This window comes from Aporhodopirellula sallentina SM41 (genome assembly GCF_000346505.1).
GTDB classification, from domain to species: domain Bacteria; phylum Planctomycetota; class Planctomycetia; order Pirellulales; family Pirellulaceae; genus Rhodopirellula; species Rhodopirellula sallentina.
The window spans coordinates 16935-34141 of sequence record NZ_ANOH01000207.1 but is presented as its reverse complement, the minus strand read 5'-3'; the positions used below and the strand labels follow the sequence as shown (position 1 = coordinate 34141).

Annotated in this window: 12 protein-coding genes; 11 read left to right on the top strand and 1 reads right to left on the bottom strand. The window is 59.0% G+C overall.

The window, feature by feature from the left end:
* The 4 genes from acs to RSSM_RS34745 all read left to right on the top strand — a co-directional run.
* On the top strand, window positions 1–1448 hold a 1448-nt coding region (gene acs / locus RSSM_RS13545), incomplete at its 5' end, for an acetate--CoA ligase (protein ID WP_044302497.1).
* Window positions 1448–3580, top strand: a complete 2133-nt coding sequence (locus RSSM_RS13540; protein ID WP_008679506.1) for a serine/threonine-protein kinase — start codon at window positions 1448–1450, stop codon at window positions 3578–3580. The genes acs and RSSM_RS13540, both read left to right, overlap by 1 nt.
* 114 nt (window positions 3581–3694) lie before the next feature.
* A complete protein-coding gene (locus tag RSSM_RS13535) occupies window positions 3695–4495 on the top strand; it encodes an EamA family transporter (protein WP_236621134.1) in 801 nt (266 codons plus the stop codon).
* Entirely contained in the window at window positions 4464–4607 is a 144-nt protein-coding gene (locus RSSM_RS34745; RefSeq protein WP_236621133.1) for a hypothetical protein, read from the top strand. The genes RSSM_RS13535 and RSSM_RS34745 overlap by 32 nt, the downstream gene beginning before the upstream one ends.
* Window positions 4608–4817: 210 nt before the next feature.
* On the opposite strand, the gene RSSM_RS13530 is transcribed toward RSSM_RS34745, so the two are convergent.
* Window positions 4818–6716 carry a coiled-coil domain-containing protein gene (locus RSSM_RS13530; RefSeq protein ID WP_008679502.1) on the bottom strand — a complete coding sequence of 633 codons (1899 nt, stop codon included), beginning with the start codon at window positions 6714–6716 and terminating at the stop codon, window positions 4818–4820.
* A gap of 284 nt (window positions 6717–7000) precedes the next feature.
* On the opposite strand from RSSM_RS13530, the gene pyrF reads away from it, so the two are divergent.
* The 7 genes from pyrF to RSSM_RS34740 all read left to right on the top strand — a co-directional run bounded on the left by pyrF (window position 7001) and on the right by RSSM_RS34740 (window position 17172).
* Window positions 7001–7939 (top strand): orotidine-5'-phosphate decarboxylase, encoded by a 939-nt coding sequence (gene pyrF / locus RSSM_RS13525; protein ID WP_008679500.1) that lies wholly within the window; start codon window positions 7001–7003, stop codon window positions 7937–7939.
* A gap of 370 nt (window positions 7940–8309) precedes the next feature.
* On the top strand, window positions 8310–9002 hold the full coding sequence (locus RSSM_RS13520; RefSeq protein ID WP_008679498.1) for a cytochrome c3 family protein: 693 nt from the start codon (window positions 8310–8312) through the stop codon (window positions 9000–9002).
* A 78-nt stretch (window positions 9003–9080) separates the two neighbouring features.
* Window positions 9081–12521, top strand: coding sequence for a TAT-variant-translocated molybdopterin oxidoreductase (locus tag RSSM_RS13515; RefSeq protein ID WP_044302496.1), 3441 nt, complete (start codon window positions 9081–9083; stop codon window positions 12519–12521).
* Window positions 12522–12581: 60 nt separating this feature from the next.
* Window positions 12582–13988: an NrfD/PsrC family molybdoenzyme membrane anchor subunit gene (gene nrfD, locus RSSM_RS13510; protein WP_008679493.1), complete on the top strand. Its 1407-nt coding sequence runs from the start codon at window positions 12582–12584 to the stop codon at window positions 13986–13988.
* Window positions 13989–14063: 75 nt separating this feature from the next.
* Window positions 14064–15863 (top strand): quinol:electron acceptor oxidoreductase subunit ActD, encoded by a 1800-nt coding sequence (locus RSSM_RS13505; RefSeq protein WP_008679492.1) that lies wholly within the window; start codon window positions 14064–14066, stop codon window positions 15861–15863.
* A 54-nt stretch (window positions 15864–15917) separates the two neighbouring features.
* Complete coding sequence (locus RSSM_RS13500; RefSeq protein ID WP_008679489.1) at window positions 15918–16796, top strand: hypothetical protein; 879 nt, start codon at window positions 15918–15920, stop codon at window positions 16794–16796.
* Window positions 16768–17172 carry a hypothetical protein gene (locus RSSM_RS34740; protein WP_008679487.1) on the top strand — a complete coding sequence of 135 codons (405 nt, stop codon included), beginning with the start codon at window positions 16768–16770 and terminating at the stop codon, window positions 17170–17172. Before RSSM_RS13500 ends, RSSM_RS34740 begins: the two co-directional genes overlap by 29 nt.
* The last annotated feature ends 35 nt before the right edge of the window (window positions 17173–17207 follow it).

Below are 17207 nucleotides of genomic sequence, written 5' to 3'. Positions count from 1 at the left end.
TGATTTTTGCCGGGTTCAGTGCCGAGTCGATCGCCGACCGAAATAATGACGCCTCCGCGAAACTGATGATCACGGCCGACGGTTTGTACCGGCGTGGCAAAGTCCTGCCGCTGAAGAAAACCGTTGACGAGGCACTCGCGAAATCTTCTACGGTGCAAAAGTGTCTCGTCCTTCGCCGAACCGGTGGCGACGATACTCCGATGACCGAGGGCCGCGATGTGTGGTGGCACGACATCGTTGACTCGCAACCGGGAACGCTGCCCGCCAAACCGCTCGACAGTGAAACGCCGCTGTTCATCCTTTACACCTCCGGCAGCACCGGAAAACCGAAAGGGATCTTGCACACGACGGCAGGCTACAACTTGTGGGCCCGTCGCACGTTTGAATGGGTGTTCGACCACCGCGACGACGACATCTACTGGTGCACGGCGGATTGTGGTTGGATCACCGGGCACTCCTACATCGTCTATGGTCCGATGACCGCCGGGGCCACCTGCCTGATGTATGAAGGTGCTCCAAACCATCCTGCCGAAGATCGGTTCTGGGACCTTGTCGAAAAGTACAAAGTCACCATTCTCTACACCGCACCGACGGCGGTCCGCGCCTTCATTAAGTGGGGCGATGAACACGTCGAGAAACATGACCTGTCGAGTTTGCGTTTGCTCGGCAGCGTCGGCGAAGGCATCAACCCGGAAGCGTGGATGTGGTACCACGAGAAGATCGGCGGCGGCAAATGTCCGATCGTCGACACGTGGTGGCAAACCGAAACCGGCGGCATCATGATGAGCCCGCTGCCCGGAATCACGCCGACCAAGCCAGGTTCCTGTACCAAACCGTTGCCCGGAGTGGTGCCTAAGATCGTTGATGAAATCGGGAATGAAGTCGACAGCGAGAGCGGCGGGAAACTGTGTATTTCGAAACCGTGGCCGGGAATGCTTCGCGGCATTTACGGCGATCCAAAACGATTCGTCGATCAGTATTTCAGCGACGTGCCTAACCAGTACCTCACCGGCGATAACGCGCGACGTGACAGCGACGGATACTACTGGATCATGGGCCGGATCGATGACGTGATCAACGTCTCGGGACACCGTCTTAGCACGATCGAAGTCGAGAGCGCGCTGGTTTCTCACCCTGACGTTTGCGAAGCCGCTGTTGTCGGGCGCCCGGATGACCTCAAAGGACAAGCGATTGCCGCGTTTGTCACCACGACCGACCGGGAAGTCAACGACGAGTTCTTGAAGGAACTCAAACAGCACGTGAGAACACAGATCGGTGCGCTCGCCCAACCGGATGATATTCGCTTCACCTCGGCGCTGCCGAAAACACGCAGCGGGAAGATCATGCGTCGTCTCCTTCGTGACGTGGCGGCCGGTCGCGAACTCGCCGGAGACACGTCGACGCTCGAAGACCTGACGTCGATCGCGAAATTACAAGAGAAGGATTAATGCCGTCGCGTCGCAAGCATGATAGCGAGACACTGAGATCACGAATCGCAAGCGGCACCAACCAACGGTTGGTCGGCTGGTTGGCGACGGCGTATCTCGTGGTCATGTTTGCGACAATGATCTGGGTAACCCGCGAACTGGATCGATCGATGCGGCGGCTGACCGGCCGATCGCTCCAGTCGATCTTGGTCGGAAACGTCGCCCGGGTTCGGCTGCACTTTGCCGAGCTCGAACGGGATGCCGAGCAGGTGTTGGCTAACCCTGCGACTCGCAATCTGCTGCTTCGCACGCTCGATGAGCGATCCGGGGCGGACGGCGAAGCGGACTCGGACGACACGCTCGCTGACCAGATACGGACTCACCCGCTGACGGCAGGATGGATTCTCACAGACCCGTCGGGGCGGATTACCTGTTCGGAAAAACCAGAGCGGGTGGGCTGCGCGTGTGCGTTGTCGGATCTGAACCGGGCCCAATTGATGCGGAGCGGCCCGACATTGGTGCTGCCGCCGCCCGATTCAGATCGGCTGATCCTGACGGTGCTGTGTCCGTTGATGGACGAGAATCAATTGCGTGGCACCTTTGGTTGGGTGATCGACCCGCGTCGCTATCTCAGCGCCCGAATGTCGATTACGCCGACCGATGCGACATATGTGTTTGACCGCAGCGGCCGAATGCTCACGCGGAGTCGTTTCGAATCGCGACTGCCGCTCGCCTCGCTCGAAAACGACGCCGACGTCGATACCGCGACTTGGAAACCGATTTTGATTCGCGATCCGGGCACATTTTTGACGTCACCGGATGAGATCTCCGATGCCGAACTGCTACGCCGTCCGCTGACGCATATGGCTGACCAAGCGACGCGGGGTTCATCCGGTGTGAATACCGATGGCTACAACGACTATCGAGGTGTCCGCGTTGTCGGTGCATGGCAGTGGTTAGCCGATTACAACGTGGGCATGGCGATGGAGATCGATGCCGACGAGGCATTCGGCCCGGTCAATATTCTTCGCCGGGTGATCATCGGTCTGTTTTGTTTGCTGACGGTCGCGGGCCTGTGCGTTGCGGGGCTCGCTCTCTGGTCCGCTCGATTGCAACAGCGTCTGAAGGATCGTGACCGCGGTCGTCGTCGGCTTGGGCAATATGAACTCACCGAGTTGCTAGGTGCCGGCGGAATGGGATCAGTCTACCGTGGGCGCCATCAGTACCTGCGGCGCGATGTTGCGATCAAGGTCCTCGAGGGCGAGGACCTGTCGCGTCAATCCATCGAGCGTTTCCGCCGCGAAGTTCAGCTGACCTCAACCCTTCGCCATCCCAACACGATCGCGATCTATGACTATGGTCAGGCTCACCGTTTGTATGGAGACGATTCGAAAAAGGGAACAGACGACATGGATGGTGTTTTCTATTACGTGATGGAGTACATCGATGGTATCTCGCTGCAGCAGCTCATTGATTTTTACGGCCCGCAGGATCCGGCGAGAGTCATTCACCTTTTGCATCAAATTTGTGGTTCGATCGCGGAGGCCCACGAGGCGGGTTTGATCCACCGCGATATCAAGCCCGCGAACATTTTGCTCAGCGCGCAGGCCAACTCGTGGGACTTTATCAAGGTGCTCGATTTTGGTTTGGTGAAAGACCTCGGACGCGTCGACGATACGGTCGCACTGACAATGACACGCAGCGATTCGATCACCGGCACGCCGCTGTACATGGCACCTGAAACGATTCGTGATCCGAGTGCGGCGACGATGGCAGGTGACCTGTATTCGATCGGTGCGGTTGGGTACGCACTGTTGACCGGGCAAACCACCTATGACGGTGAATCGGCGATCGATCTTTGTTTGAAACAACTCGAGCACGCGCCGGTTCGACCCGAAGTACGTTTGGGCCGCGTTTTGCCTGATGGGCTTCAGGATCTGATCATGCAGTGCTTGTCGCTCGACGCGGAGGCGAGGCCCGCTTCGGTGAGCGAACTGATGGCTCGGTTGGATGCTCTTCCCGAGTCCGGGCGATGGAACCAAGCCGATTCGGCGTTGTGGTGGGAAACCGTCTTTGAGGCCAACAGGCAGCGCACTCCGGTCGAGACGAAGAACCCGACGCTCGCCGATCATCCGTTAGAGCCAACGTCGTAGAGTTGTGGTGTGCAGTGGCACCGTTCCGGAATGTGGCCCTGGCACTTGTGATAGCGCAGTCGTAGGCTGTGATCGGAATCCGCATCACTACTTGAACCTGCATCGCGCCCGCACATGTCATGGATGATCCTGACGCTCGTATCCGCCTTTCTTTTGGGGCTGTACGACGTCGCAAAGAAAGTGTCTGTGCGAGGCAACGCGGTGCCGATGGTGCTGCTGATTAGCGTCAGTGTAAGTGCGTTGATTTGGTCGGTGTTGTTGCTCGTGCAAACGTTCCTGCCGTCGGTCTCCATTGCGAGTTTGCTGGTGGTGGAATCCATTGGCGTGAAAGGGCACATCGCGTTGGCGGGGAAGTCATTGTTGGTCGGTGCGTCGTGGGTGTTTGCATTTCATGCGTTGAAGAAATTGCCGCTTTCGATTGCGGCGCCGATTCGATCGACGAGTCCATTGTGGACGCTCGTGCTCGCTATCGTTTTTCTAGGTGAACGGCCAACACCGCTGCAGTTCTTCGGGATTGTCATTGTGCTCGGTTCGTTCTGGGCGTTGTCGTTGGTGGGGGCGAAGGAAGGGATCCAGTTCCGAACCGATCGAGCGGTGTGGTGGATGGTTGCGGCGACCGTGCTCGGGGCGTTGAGCGCGATCTACGACAAATTGCTGCTGCAGGAGTTCGGTTACCGCCCCGCGACCGTGCAGGCTTGGTTCAGTGTTTATCTCGTTCCGGTCATGACGCCGTTGGCGCTGCGTTGGTATGCCGAGCAGGCGCGGGAGCAGTCGAGTGGCGGTGTGAAGTTTGAGATGGCGGGGGGCGATTCTCTGCATCAGTCCCTTGCTGTTGGCCGCCGACATGGCCTATTTCTCAGCACTGGCGAATCCGGAAGCGCTCGTGTCCATCGTCTCGGCCCTGCGCCGGGTTAGCGTGGTGATCGCGATCCTCTTTGGCAGCCGAATGTCCGGCGAGGTTAACCTCAAGCGCAAAGCTCTCTGCGTCGTCGGTATCCTCACCGGCGTCGTTCTGTTGATGCTGTAGCGTGGGAGGTTTTTGGGACGGTGCTGTTCATCGTCCGTGGTTCGCTGGGGTGATTTGAAACGCAGAGGCGCAGAGAGCGCAGAGATTTGGGCTTACGGTTTTTCTCGGCACTCTTCGAACGGTGTCGCCCACCCTTTGTGGTTCGCCGCAGTATCTTCCCTGTCCGCTCGCTTCGCTCGGTCCTCGCGGAGAGTGGTAAGAGGCCGTGGTTTACGTGTGGGGGGCGGTTTGGCCGCAGCGCCAGCAGTGGTAGTAGCCTCGGTCGACGTGGGAGTCGCAGGCGGGGCAGTCCCATTCGGTGTCGTGGAGTCGGAGGTGGCTGAGTAAGTGATGCCGGGCTTCGTGGAATCTCGCGACTTCGACGACGACGCTCGAAAAGTCGACTGCGTCGATCTGCGGCACGGTCTGGCTGCAGTCCGCGGCGTGTTCGACCGCGACTCCCACTAGCCGTTGCTGGGCATGGTCTTCCCAACTGCTCTCTTGCCATTCGCTCGTCGGGGCATCGCCTGAAACCGCCGGCAGGTCGAGCAAGTGATTGTGTGCGAAGCAGCGGATGCCGTGTTCCTGCAGAAGCGAGACGATGTGCTTCGACTCGCTCTCGCTGCGGCAGATCGCCAGCGTGTCAAACATCGATTGCCGCCCGGTTTCGCGAGGTTCGCGTTCGGGGCGAATCAGGACTCCCGTGGGGTCACATGGTCTGCCACCAAGCACACCCGGCGAGTTCTCCGACGCGGCGAGAAAGGCTGCTTCGACCGGACCGAATGCGCCCGCGTGCGGCGATGAGGCTTCCGCCGTGAATCGGCCGGGCAAGGGAACGGACCGGATCGGATCACTGATCGCCGCAAGAAGCCGCCGCCAAGTTTTCATCGGCGACAGATGCAGGTCGCGCATGTCGTTCAGGACAATATCGAACCGAAAGTCGTCGCGCGTCCGCACTTCGCTCGATGAATGGCGAAGGTGATTGCGAAGCAGCCGGGACAGTTCGTTCAGCCCGGTTCGATATTTCCTGAGTTCGACAATCCGTTCGGCGTGAGCCACCGACTCGGCTTGCTCGTTTTCGATCTCAGATTGGAGGCTGCGGATTCTCGCGCAGATCTCATCGTCGACCTGAGATTCGGTGCATGCAGCGTAAACGGCGAGTGTTTCCGGTTGAGTCGATTTTAGAAACTCGGTGTAGATCGCGAGAGCTTTCTGGTAATGCTCGCCGTTGATGTCTTCGGCTTCCTGCAGGTCGGACTCCAAGATCGAGCGGTCCCACATCGCTTCGGTATGTTGTTGCTCGAGCGATTCGACTTCGTCGCCTAGTCGGTCGCACAGTCGCGTTTGTTCTTCGATGCCGTATCGATCCGCCGCGGCGTTGCGAGCCGACTCCAGTGCACGGAGGAGTTGTTTGTAGCGTTCCTGTTTCTCGCGGATCAGTTCCTGGATCGCCGACGGAGCCTCGGTCAGGTACTCAAAGCTCTCGTTGGCTTCGTCGAAGTTGATCAGCCGCGCGATCCATCGGTCCCAACGACGTTCCAGTCCGCGTTGGCGGTATTCGGTGGTGCCGTACTTTTGCTCGCGGAGATAACGAAACAGTTCGCATTCTTCGTAGTCAGGCAGTTTCTTTTGCGCCTCATCGTTGACGCTCTCGAGCGAGTCGATCCCGATTTGAATCTCGCGATCGACGCGAGTGATCTCGGCAGACAGTCGAGCGATCTCGGGATCTTCGCGGAGGTGTTTGTGAAAGCTGCCGGTCTTGGACAGCAGGTCGCGTCTCGCTTTTTCGAAACGTTCGGTTGTCTCGTGCAGTTCCGTTTCGATTTCGTGGCACCGCGCGTCCTGCAGGGTGAGTTCTCGCTGCAGTTGTCGGCACGTGTCGCTTTGGGCCAGCATGATTTGCCGGATTTCGCCGTGCACTTCATGCCACGCGTCGGCGAGCGTCTTGAGCGTAAGCACAGGCAGGTAGTGCTTGGCCAGTCGCACGAACGCGTCGGTGCGTTTTTCGATGAGGGCGTTGATGCGGTGAGCGGCGGCGCGGTTGGATTGCCGGATCGTTTCGATCAGCCTACCGGCCGACGCGATCTCGTCGTCGATTTGTCGAAAAAAGTCCTGAGCGGTGTGTGGCATAACCAACGTGGGGACGAACGTGGGGAGTGTTTTGCGAGAAATTGCTTCTGGTTAATACGCTTCAGATAGTTAGATGTGCGAAATGTGGTCGTACGGGACATGTCTTTCGGGGCACGTGCCGGTTTCCCGTCTGCTCTCTAGCATACCCGTCTGGGAGGGTGTCTCGCTGGAGTGGGGCGGTTTTTCTATGTTGTGGCCGACGGACCGAGGCCGGTCGACGCAGACCGGTGCCCGCCGAGACCTGCGTCTTGCCCACACTTCCAGCCACACACCGAACGGTAACCATGACCTTTTCCACGCGAATCAACGAAGCCATTTCCCGAACCGGATCCGTGACCTGTGTCGGGTTGGACCCACGCAAGGCGCAGTTGCCCTCGCCGCTGCGGGATGCGGTCGAAGGTCAGTCGCCCGACGCGTGGGCGGCCGCCTACACGCAGTTTTGCTGTGAGATTGTCGACGTGGTGAAGGATCTCGTGCCGTGCGTCAAGCCACAGGCGGCGTTCTTCGAACAGCTCGGCCCGGCCGGGATGGTCTCGCTCGGCGAAGTGATCCGTTATGCCAGCGAAGCGGGGTTGGTCGTGATTACCGACGGAAAGCGGAATGACATCGGCAGCACAGCGACCGCGTACGCCGACGCTTACCTCGGCAGCCGTGCCGGGATCTCCGCCGCCGGAGGCGATCCGGCGACGGCGAGCCCGTGGGGGAGCGACTCGTTGACGGTCAGCCCGTACCTCGGCCAAGACAGTCTCGAGCCGTTTGTGGAGGTCTGCGATCAGAGGGCGGCCGGGATTTTCGTGTTGGTCAAAACCTCCAACCCGGGTGGCGGTTACCTGCAGGATCTCGAGAGCGACGGAAAAACGATCTACCGGAGCGTCGCGGAATTGGTGACCCAGCTCAACGCCGGGCGGCTCGACCCGGACGGGTATGGGCCCGTCGGCGCGGTCGTCGGGGCAACCTATCCCGAGCAGCTCGCCGAACTCCGCGAGGCGATGCCCCACAGCGTTCTGTTGGTCCCCGGTTTTGGGGCTCAGGGCGGCGCCGCCGATGACGTCAAGGCTGCGTTGGACGCGTCGGGCCGGGGCGCGGTGATCAACAGTTCCCGAGGGATCATCTTTGCCCACGCGCGAAAGGAGTACGCCGACACGTTCGGCGACGCCCGTTGGCAGGACGCGGTCCGTGCGGCAACCGAGGATATGAACGCACAGTTGGGCGCGGTGGTGTGACGCGGCCGCCCGGTGGTGTGCCATCGGGCACGTTTGATTGCGTGTTTTAGGAGGTTCGCGAGGATTAGGGCAGTGCCCCGAAGCCAATCGGCGAAAACGATGCCAGAAGCGCCCTTTTCATCCGCGACATTATGGTTTCTCCTGTGCGACACAATGTCGCGGAGCGGGTGATGGCCTTGTCGTCGGGGCGGTCTCCGACTGATAATCCCCGCCCTCAATCTTCGTTAGGTGACAACTCTCTATTCTCTCGCTCGTTGGCAGCGTTGCTGTTCGTGATGCAACTGCGGTTTCCCAGATAAGACGTCTGGTTCCGTTGTTCATTCCGGTCGCAGTCGCGTGAGTTTTTGCCGCAGAGTTCATTAGGTCGATCATGAAGCGATTTCTGTTTCCTCGTTGGATGAATCCATTCCTCGGCGTGCTCGGTTTAGCCGTCGTCGGTGGTGGCGTATACGCTGCCGCGATGGGTGGTCTGATCACTGATCCGAAAACGCTCAATGTCGGGTACATGCCAACGCAACCGGTGCCGTTCAGTCACGCGTTGCACGCCGGTCAGTTGAAGATGGACTGCCGGTACTGCCACAACACGGTTTTTGACGCCGCTCATGCTGCGATTCCGCCGACGGCGACGTGCGTGAACTGCCACTCGCCGGCCGGGCAAGACGGTCAGCCACCAGCACTCGGCGCGGTGCGCACCGAGAGTGCGAAGTTGCAGCCGATCCACGAGAGTTGGAAGACCGGTCGGTCGATGGCGTGGAAGCGGATCCACAACCTGCCCGAGTTCGTGTACTTCAATCACGCTGCCCACGTGAATTCCGGTGTCAGTTGCAAGTCTTGCCACGGCCGGATCGACCAAATGGAAGTCGTCTACCAGGCCGAGGAGTTGTCGATGGCGTGGTGTATCACCTGTCACCGCAACCCGAACGAGCACCTGCGTCCGCAAGAGTTCGTGACCAAGCTCGATTGGACGCCGCCCGAGGATTGGGACCAGGAAGAGTTTGCGAAAGCTCACCGCGAAAAATACAACATCAATCCGCAAACTCACTGTGCTGTTTGTCACCGCTGAGCCCGCGTTTTTATTTCTAGCCTGTCTGTTTGACGAGCCGATCGTTTCCAGCTAACCGCATATCCAGTCCTGCAGAATATGACCACCTCTTCGCACACCAACGCTTCGTCCGGCGCTAACGGTTCTGATGCCACGTCAGGGTCGGCCAGCCCGCGGTATTGGCGCAGTTTGTCCGAGCTCAACGGTGATGAGTCGTTTGTCAATGATTTTCTGCACCGGGAGTTCCCCGTTGCGGCGTCGGAGTTCCCCGAGGGTGTCTCGCGTCGGCGTTGGATGCAGCTCATGGGTGCCTCGCTGGCGATGGCGGGTGTGGCCGGTTGCCGTTATCCCGAAGAACTGATTTCGCCGTTCGTGATTCGTCCGGAAGGCCGCGTCCCCGGTGAGTCGTATTACTCAGCGACGAATGTCGAGATCGCCGGCGAAGTTTGTCACCTGTTGGTGAGCTGTGTCGACGGTCGCCCGACGAAGGTCGAGCCCAACACGGAACACCCTGCCAAGGGCATCGCAGGCACTTATGCCCAGGCGTCGATGCTCGGTCTTTATGATCCGGATCGTGCCCGCGGCGAAGTCGGCGTGCCGATTCATCGCGAAGAGAAGAAACGTAAAGAGTCGACGTGGGAGTCGTTCATCACCTACGGGACGGCTTTGTTGCGATCGGCTGACAAGGGTGAGCGTTTGGCGGTGCTGTCGGGCCCGACCACTTCGCCAACGACGCTTCGCATGTTGTCGAAATTGCAAGCGAAATTCCCCGCCGCCACGGTCTGCTTCTATGACCCGATCGACGGCGGCACGATGAGCGAGGCGACGCAGAAGGTGTTCGGCGAGCAGGCTCGTCAGCAATACGACTTCAGCGAAGCCGATGTGATCGTTTCCTTGGAGGCAGACTTCCTGGGAAGTCAGGCGGGTTCGCTAGTGAATTCGGCGACGTTCTCGAAGAAACGCGATCCGATGGCTGGCGAAATGAGCCGTCTGTATGTGGCCGAAGGCGGCTACACGACGACGGGGACCGCCGCCGACGCACGCTTGGCGATTCGTCCGAGCCAGATGCCGGCGTTGCTCGCCGAATTGGGACGCCGCGTCGAGAAAGCGAAGTCGGGTGACCTCGCCGGAGCCAACTTGGACGTCGAAAAGGTCGTCGAGGAAAGCCAAGCGTACAGCGAGCTCGGCCCGCAGGAACGCCTCGAGCGGTTCCTCGATTCAGCAGCCGCGGACTTGGCTGCCGCGGGCGACAAGGGTGTCGTCGTTGTCGGCGAGTCACTCGGGGCCGATATGGTCGCTGCCGGTATCGACATGAACTCGAAGTTGGGTTCATTCGGCACGCTGCAGAAGTTTGTGTCGGCTGCCGAAAGCCAGTTGAAGAATCATGTTTCTCTCGGCGAGTTGGTTGCCAAGATGAAAGGTGGCGAGGTCGATGAGTTGTTGGTCTTCGATACCAACGTCGTCTACACCGCACCCGGCGATATCGATTTCGCCGAAGCGTTGACTCACGTCGAACACTCGATCTATCTCGGCACTTACGACGACGAAACCGCCGCCGAGTGCGAGTGGTCGTTGCCGATGTGTCACCCGTTCGAAAGCTGGGGCGATTGCGTGGGCCGCGACGGTCACTACGGAATCTGCCAGCCGCAAATTTTGCCGCTGCTTGGCGGCAAGACGCCGGCCGAAGTGCTCGCGTTGATGCTCGAGGAAGATGTCGTCGACGGCGAGCAGATCGTGCGGCAAACCGCCAATAGCGTGACCGGTTCGGCAATCAGTGACCGTGAGTGGCGTAAGTTGCTGCACGACGGATATGCCGATGGCATGGTGGTCGAGCCGAAGTCGCTCGAGCCAAAGAACGCTTCGGTCGAACTGCCTTCGGAGGCACCCGAGGTTGCTGAGACCTTCGAAAAGGAGTATTCGGATGAGTCGTTCCGTGATTCCTTTGAAGTTCTCTTTACGCCAGCGGAAGGTCTCTACGACGGTCGCTTTGCGAACATCGGTTGGTTGCAGGAAATGCCTCAGGCGGTCACCAAACTGACCTGGGACAACGCAGCTATCATGAGCCCCGGTTCGGCCAAGGCGATCGGGACCAAGCACGGTTTGATGGTCGCCCTTCGCCAAGGCGATTCGCTCGTCGAGTTGCCTGTCTTCGAGATGCCCGGTTGTGCTCCCGGCGTCGTCAGCGTGGCGATCGGTTATGGGCGCAAGCGTGTCGGGATGGTCGGCGGTATGCCGGACGAAGATGTGCCTGTCGTCGGTGTCGATGTCTCGCCGATCCGCAAATCGGATTCGGCGATGATGCTCGCTCCCGTCGAAGCCCGTCCACGGCTGAACGAATACGAGTTGTGCACGACTCAGGATCACTGGGCGATCGACGAACTCGGTCGAGACGAAGCGGAAGCTCGCAGCTTCACGTTGGTCCGCGAAGGCACGACGGAATTGCTGAAGAAGTTGCCCGAATTCACCGAAGCGAAGGGACCTCACGTCCCTGCCGTCGGGAAAGACGGAACGTTGTGGCAGGAGCCGATCGCTGCGATCGAAGAAGCCCGCGAAGATCTGCCTCAGTGGGGCATGTCGATCGACTTGACCAAGTGCCTCGGTTGCAACGGTTGTGTGATCGCGTGTCAAAGCGAAAACAACGTACCGATCGTTGGCAAAGAGCAGGTCGGTAACAGCCGTGAAATGCACTGGCTGCGGATCGACCGCTACTTCCAAGGCGACGAAGACGTCACCGATATCGTCCAGGAACCCGTCGCCTGCATGCACTGCGAAACCGCACCGTGCGAACAGGTTTGCCCGGTCGCGGCAACGGTTCATACCGACGAAGGCATCAATGCGATGGCCTACAACCGCTGTATCGGTACACGTTACTGTGCGAACAATTGTCCTTATAAAGTTCGCCGGTTTAACTACTTCAACTACAACGAAGACGTCGGTGTCGGCTACGGCATCGATGCCTACCCGGGAACGATCGAATCGGCCAGTCGCAAGTTGCAGGCTCTCGTTCTCAACCCGGAAGTCACCGTTCGCGGACGCGGCGTGATGGAAAAGTGCACCTACTGCGTGCAGCGTGTTGAAAAGGCAAAGATCAACGCTCGCAAAGAAGGTGGTCGTCCGATCGCCGACGGCGAGATCATCACGGCCTGCCAGGCAGCCTGCCCGACCGGTGCGATTGAGTTCGGGAACGTCGCCGATCCGAATTCGCGAGTATCCAAAGCCAAGGAAGACATCCGCAGCTACGGCATGCTGACTCAGCTCAACGTCAAGCCGCGGACGACTTATCTGTCACGCATCCGCAACACGCCTGTGTCGCTGATGTCGCGGGCTCAGTTGATCGACCTCACCACGCTCGAGGCACCGCATCATGGGCACGGCCACGGTGATGATCACGGTCATGGCGAAGGTGGTCATGATGAAAGCGGCCATGATGACCACGGTGATGAAGGCCATGGTGATGAAGGCCATGGGCACGACGATCATGGTAAAGATGAAAAGCACTCGCGTCGCATCCGCGGCAAGTTCCAATTGCCGATCGTTTAGTCCGTCGGTCGCGTCTCCTGTTATTTAATTTTTCTCACTTCTCAATTCCCACTTCGTTCCATGTCGCTCGCAGTTCCCAACGGTCTGGACAATTCGGTCGAACGCCCCGGCACACGCGCTCCGCTCGTGCTGGGTGACTCGAGTTACCATTCGATCACCGAAGCGGTTTGCAAGGTTGCCGAGACCCCACCGTCAAAGTTGTGGGTGTTCAGCTTTATCGTGGCGGTTCACCTGGCTACGATGCTCGGGCTGTGTATTGCGTACCTCTTCTACACCGGTGTTGGTGTTTGGGGTAACCGGAACCCAGTGTTCTGGGGCTGGCCGATTGTGAACTTCGTGTTCTGGGTCGGTATCGGTCACGCGGGAACGTTGATTAGTGCGATTTTGTATTTGTTCCGCCAAGAATGGCGTACCAGCATTAACCGCACGGCAGAGGCGATGACGATCTTCGCAGTTGTCTGTGCGGGTACCTTCCCCGGCATTCACGTCGGTCGTGCATGGCTCGCGTTTTGGTTAGCTCCCTACCCTAGTTTGAACCTTTGGATGTGGCCTCAATTCCGTAGCCCGCTGCTGTGGGACGTTTTCGCGGTCAGTACCTACGCGACGGTGTCGTTGCTGTTCTGGTACATGGGGATGGTTCCCGACCTGGCGACCTTCCGCGACCGCAGCAAGCACCCGCTTCGCCGTGCTGTTTACGGCGTGCTGTCGCTCGGTTGGAGCGGTTCGTCGCGTCACTGGATGCGTTACGAGAAAGCCTACGCGTTGCTCGCCGCATTCGCCGCTCCGCTGGTTCTTTCGGTGCACACGATCGTTTCGTTTGACTTCGCGGTTTCGCAGGTACCTGGTTGGCACACGACGATTTTCCCGCCTTACTTCGTTGCCGGGGCTATCTTCTCTGGTTTCGCGATGGTGATCACGTTGATGGTTCCGGCGCGTGCGATCTTCAATATTGAAAAACTGATCACGATCCGGCACCTCGAAAACATGTGCAAGATCATTCTGACGACCGGAATGATCGTGGGGCTGGCGTACGGTACCGAGTTCTTTATCGCTTGGTACGGCCAGGTCACCGAAGAGAAGTTCGCGTTCATCAACCGAGCATTCGGGCCTTACTGGTGGGCGTACTGGACGATGATTTCGTGCAACGTGATCTCGCCAAACATCTTCTGGTGGAAGAAAGCCCGGACGACACCTTGGATCATGTTCGTTGTCTCGATTTTTGTGAACATCGGGATGTGGTTCGAACGGTTCGTGATCACGATCACGAGTTTGTCCCGCGACTACCTGCCGAGTGCTTGGGCGTACTTCGAGCCGACGTGGGTTGACTGGGCGATGCTGGTCGGCTCGTTCGGGTTGTTCTTCACGCTGTTCCTGTTGTTCTGCCGATTGATGCCGATCATCAACATGGCCGAAACGAAAGCAACGCTCGCGAAAGAACTGCATATGGCCCACAAGGACGCCCACTAGGTTCTCGCGACCTGCCCCCGACTCACGTTCCCAATTGATTTCTGACATTCGTAATTTTCATAACGGTCATCTCTGATGAGTGAAACCAAACCAGCTCCACAAACCATCACCGACGGGAAAACCGTTCATGGCGTGGTTGCGGAGTTTTCCGACGTCGATTCGTTGCTCGCCGCGTGCGAACGGGTTCGCGATGCGGGTTACACGAAGGCGGACGCGTTCACGCCGTTCCCCGTGCACGGGATCGACAAGGCGCTCGGCATCAAACCGACTGTTCTGCCGTGGATCGCGTTGGCGGCCGGAGGCCTGGGGACGTGCACCGCGTTGGCGATGCAGATATGGATGAACGGGATCGATTACCAATACATCATCTCGGGCAAACCCTATATCTCGTTGCCGGCATTCATCCCTGTTTCCTTCGAGTTGACGATTCTGTTCGCGTCGTTCGGAACGTTCTTTGGGATGTGGGCACTCAACGGTTTGCCAAAATTCAGCAACCCGATGTTCACCAGCCCACGATTCGACCGGGCGACCGACGACACGTTCTTCCTGTATCTCGACGCCAAAGATCAACGCTTTGACGAAGACGGTGCGAAGGCATTGCTCGGCGACCTCGGTGGCGAGTACATCGAACCGGTGGTCGACGATGACTCGTCGAAAAAGATTCCGACCGGTTTGTTGGTTGGCCTCGCTGTTGTGATTGCATTGTCGTTGATCCCTGCCCTTGCAGTTGCTCGCATGCGGGTCACCAAGAGCAGTTCGCCTCGGTTCCACATCTTCCCTGATATGGACTTCTCGCCCGCCAAGGACGCGCAGCAGATTTCGACGCTGTTCGCCGACGGCCGTGCGATGCGTCCGAATGTTCCGGGCACGGTCAGCCGTGGCGACCTCGATTGGGACGTCGATTTCCACACCGGAATCGACATGGAAAAACTCGCTCAGATCGACGCTCCTCGTGCACGCCAACTCGTCGCGATGATGCAGTCGGATGTGGAAGTCGACCAAGCCGATGGCCAGGTCGCCGGCGAAGAAGCGGAAGAAGCCACAGAAGCCGTCGAGGAAACGACCGAGACGGAAGAGCCAAAAGCAGAAGACGCAAAATCGGAAGAGCCCGCCGCTGAGGAAGCGGAGATGAAGGAAGAGGCCGCCGAAGAAGAAAGCTCGCAGGAGACAGAAACCGCTAGCGAAGAAGATGCTTCCCAAGAGGAGCCCGCCGAAGTCGAGCCTGCCACCGAAGAAGCGACTGTGGAAGGGTCCGGGGAAGAGTCTGAGGAGATGGCAGCCGAAGAGGAAACTACCGAGGAGCCTGCCGCCGAAGAATCCGAACCGGCACCGGCCGAATCGGAAGAACCTGAAACCAAAAAGCCCGAAGCACCTGCTGCATTGGCTCCCGCCTCGGGACCGACCGTCGATACGACGCCGTGGTTGACCGAAAACCCACTGGCGATCGATCAAGCGGTGCTCGAACGTGGCCAGCAACAGTTCAACATCTACTGCTCGGTCTGCCACGGCATGAACGGTCGTGGTAACGGGTTGGTGAACCAGCGTGCTCAACGAATCCTGGCGACGACTTGGACACCGCCGTCGAACCTGCACGACGAAACGCTGTACCAAGACGCCTACCCGGATGGAAAGCTGTTCAGCACGATCAGCAACGGGATCCGCAAGATGCCCGGTTACGCTTCGCAGATCCGCGCGAAAGACCGCTGGGCGATTGTGTCCTACGTGCGGGCGTTGCAAGCCAGCCAAAACGCGTCGCTCGAAGATGTGCCGGCGGCACAACGCAAAGCGATCGAGAAAGAACAATCCGACGTCAAAGCTGCTTTGGAAAAGGCCGCCGCCGAAGCGGAAGCGAAAGCCCAGCAGTCCGCGACCTAGTCACGTCGTCCCAGTCATTCATTCAGCCCACAGTACTCAGCACTCACTCGTCCCATGTCTCACCATCAAGCAGTCGCTCCCAAGCCCGCTGACGATCCGGCGTTCACGATGCCAGCGATGCTGTCCGGTATGTCTCTTCCGTTATGCATCGGCGGCCTGATCGCATTGGTCGGTGGTGCGTTCTTGGGGACCACGTCGCTCGGCGGCAAATTCGGCATGTCGGCTTATTTGACCGCGTACATGTATGCGTTCACGATCGCCCTCGGGTCGTTGTTCTTCGTGTTGATTCAACACCTCGCACGTGCCGGTTGGAGTGTGGTGGTTCGGCGAGTCGCGGAACTGATGATGTTGATGATGCTGCCTTTGGCGATCCTGTTCTTGCCGATCGCATGGTCGGTGTGGGGCGGTTCGCTGTACTCGTGGACCGATCCCGGCTATCAAGCCGAGCACGGCGTTCCCGCGGTCGTTTGGGCCGAGAAGATTCGTTGGCTCAACCCGCAGTGGTTCACCTTCCGTGCCGTGCTGTACTTCGTGATTTGGTGTGCGACGGCATGGTGGTACTACTCCAAGAGCCAACGCCAAGACGAAACCGGCGAGATCACCCTGACCGAATCGATGCAGGCACGCAGTGGCCCTGCCGTGATCCTGTTCTCGTTCTGCACCGCCTTCGCGGCGTTTGACTGGGTGATGAGTTTGGCCCCGATGTGGTTCTCGACCATGTTCGGCGTTTACATCTTCACCGGCAGCATCCTGTCCGCCCACTGCGCGATCGCGTTGCTCAGTTTCGTGTTGCAGAAACAAGGTGCGATTCGCGACGAGGTCACCGTCGAACACTACCACGATTTGGCAAAACTGATTTTTCGGCTTTGTTTGCTTCTGGGGTTACATCGCGTTCAGCCAATACATGCTGATTTGGTACGCCAATATTCCTGAGGAAACGCACTGGTTCGGCACTCGTTATCCGGGATGGTCGGATACGTTTGGCCCGATCTCGATCGTCTTGATGGTGTTCCACTGGGGATTGCCGTTCCTCGGCATCATGAGCCGCCACGTCCGTCGTCGTCCTTGGGCGGTCGCGTTGTGGTCGCTGTACATCCTCGTGATGCACTTCGTCGATCTGTACTGGGCGATCATGCCGGAGGCCAACGTCGGTGCCGGTGGTGCCGTCGGAATTGTGTCTTCGCTGCTGTGCGTCATCGGAATGGTCGCGTTGATGCTCGGTTTGGTGATCACGGTCGGTTCAGGAACCCGGTTGATTCCGGTCCGTGACCCCCGTTTGGGCGAATCGCTCGCGTTTGAAAACATTTAACTTGTCGAGTCCCGCCCGCTCGGGCTCATCGTTTT

Coding starts and splice junctions, on each gene's coding strand:
- RSSM_RS13500 (WP_008679489.1), top strand. CDS start 15,918: ATGTCTCACCATCAAGCAGTCGCTCCCAAGCCCGCTGACGATCCGGCG.
- RSSM_RS13505 (WP_008679492.1), top strand. CDS start 14,064: ATGAGTGAAACCAAACCAGCTCCACAAACCATCACCGACGGGAAAACC.
- RSSM_RS13535 (WP_236621134.1), top strand. CDS start 3,695: ATGTCATGGATGATCCTGACGCTCGTATCCGCCTTTCTTTTGGGGCTG.
- RSSM_RS13530 (WP_008679502.1), bottom strand. CDS start 6,716: ATGCCACACACCGCTCAGGACTTTTTTCGACAAATCGACGACGAGATC.
- pyrF (WP_008679500.1), top strand. CDS start 7,001: ATGACCTTTTCCACGCGAATCAACGAAGCCATTTCCCGAACCGGATCC.
- RSSM_RS34740 (WP_008679487.1), top strand. CDS start 16,768: ATGCTGATTTGGTACGCCAATATTCCTGAGGAAACGCACTGGTTCGGC.
- RSSM_RS13515 (WP_044302496.1), top strand. CDS start 9,081: ATGACCACCTCTTCGCACACCAACGCTTCGTCCGGCGCTAACGGTTCT.
- nrfD (WP_008679493.1), top strand. CDS start 12,582: ATGTCGCTCGCAGTTCCCAACGGTCTGGACAATTCGGTCGAACGCCCC.
- RSSM_RS13520 (WP_008679498.1), top strand. CDS start 8,310: ATGAAGCGATTTCTGTTTCCTCGTTGGATGAATCCATTCCTCGGCGTG.
- RSSM_RS13540 (WP_008679506.1), top strand. CDS start 1,448: ATGCCGTCGCGTCGCAAGCATGATAGCGAGACACTGAGATCACGAATC.